Origin of the sequence: Kitasatospora sp. GP82, from assembly GCF_029892105.1 — a bacterium.
GTDB lineage: Bacteria > Actinomycetota > Actinomycetes > Streptomycetales > Streptomycetaceae > Kitasatospora.
Genome location: NZ_JARZAJ010000126.1, coordinates 1 through 1,354, shown reverse-complemented (window position 1 = coordinate 1,354; position 1,354 = coordinate 1). Strand labels below are relative to the sequence as shown.

Here is a 1,354-nt window from a genome sequence, read left to right as displayed (position 1 = left end):
GACTGTGAGGATGGTCGGGTGCCGCCCCGGGCGGTGGTCTGGCCCGAGGTACGACTGGCGCTTATGCCTTGAGTTTGATCTGCCGACCACTGCCCGAGGCGGTGCGTGCTGCCGCCGGACGGGTGGGCGTGTCCCGATAGGGGCCTTCGCGACACGCACCGTCACAGTCCTGACCGCCTCACCGGCCCGGCGTCGGCCACCAGTGCCCCCAGGCGTTCAGGAGACAGACGACCGTGCCCAGCATGACCCGGCAAGCCCCTCCACTGCACGACACGACCCGCCGTCCAGAGGACATCATCCTGGGCGTGGACACCCACAAGGACGTTCACGTCGCTGCGGTGATCACTTCCACCGGAGCTCTGCTGGACACCCGCAGCTTCCCGACCACGCGGGAGGGATACCGACAACTCCTCTCCTGGGCAAGGGCCTTCGGAGGTCTGAAGCGGGCTGGAGTCGAGTGCACCGGCTCTTACGGTGCCGCGCTGACCCGCTACCTACACCGCGAGGGCATCGCGGTCACCGAGGTCAACCAGCCGGACAAGGCCCTGCGGCGCCGGCGAGGAAAGACCGATGCGATCGACGCAGGGGCGGCCGCCCAGGCAGTGCTATCGGGCCGCGCCACCGCCACCGCCAAGACCGCCGACGGTCCGGTGGAGACGGTCCGGCTGTTCAAGATGGCCAAGAGCTCCGCGGTCAAGTCACGCTCGCAAGCGATCAACCAGCTCAAGGCCGTCCTGGTCTCCGCGGACCCCGGACTGCGTGAATCGCTGGCCGGCCTCAGCAACCCCAAACTCATCCGTCGATGCTCCGAGCTGGAGGCCGCAACCGGGACCACCCCGGCCATGGCCGCGCGTCACACCCTGCGGCTGCTGGCCGTCCGGATCCTTCACCTCACCGAGGAGATCAACGACCTCACCGCACGGATCACCTCGGCGATCAACTCCTATGCGCCGAAGCTCCTGGACTGCTACGGCGTCGGCCCTGATACCGCGGCTGCGTTGCTGATAGCGGCCGGCGACAACCCGGACCGCATGGGTGGCGAGGGCTCCTTCGCCGCCCTCTGCGGCGTCAGCCCGGTGGAGGCGTCATCCGGCAAGACTCAGCGCCGCAGGCTCAACCGAGGCGGTGATCGACAAGCCAACTCCGCCCTCTACACCGTCGTCCTGGCCCGCCTGCGCTGGGAGAGCCGCAGCCGCGAGTACCTGGAACGGCGCATCGCCGAAGGCAAGACCCGCCGCGAAGCCATCCGCTGCCTCAAACGCTACGTCGCCCGCGAGATCTACCAACTCATCACCGCAGCCAGGAATCCGACCCCTGCACCAGCGTCAGCCGATTGACATCCATAGGGGCATCA

1 protein-coding gene is annotated in these 1,354 nt (G+C 68.2%); it reads left to right on the top strand.

Features of this window, described 5'->3' with window-relative positions:
* Positions 1-242: 242 nt before the first annotated feature.
* Complete coding sequence (locus P3T39_RS37385; RefSeq protein WP_280703788.1) at positions 243-1,337, top strand: IS110 family transposase; 1,095 nt, start codon at positions 243-245, stop codon at positions 1,335-1,337.
* The last annotated feature ends 17 nt before the right edge of the window (positions 1,338-1,354 follow it).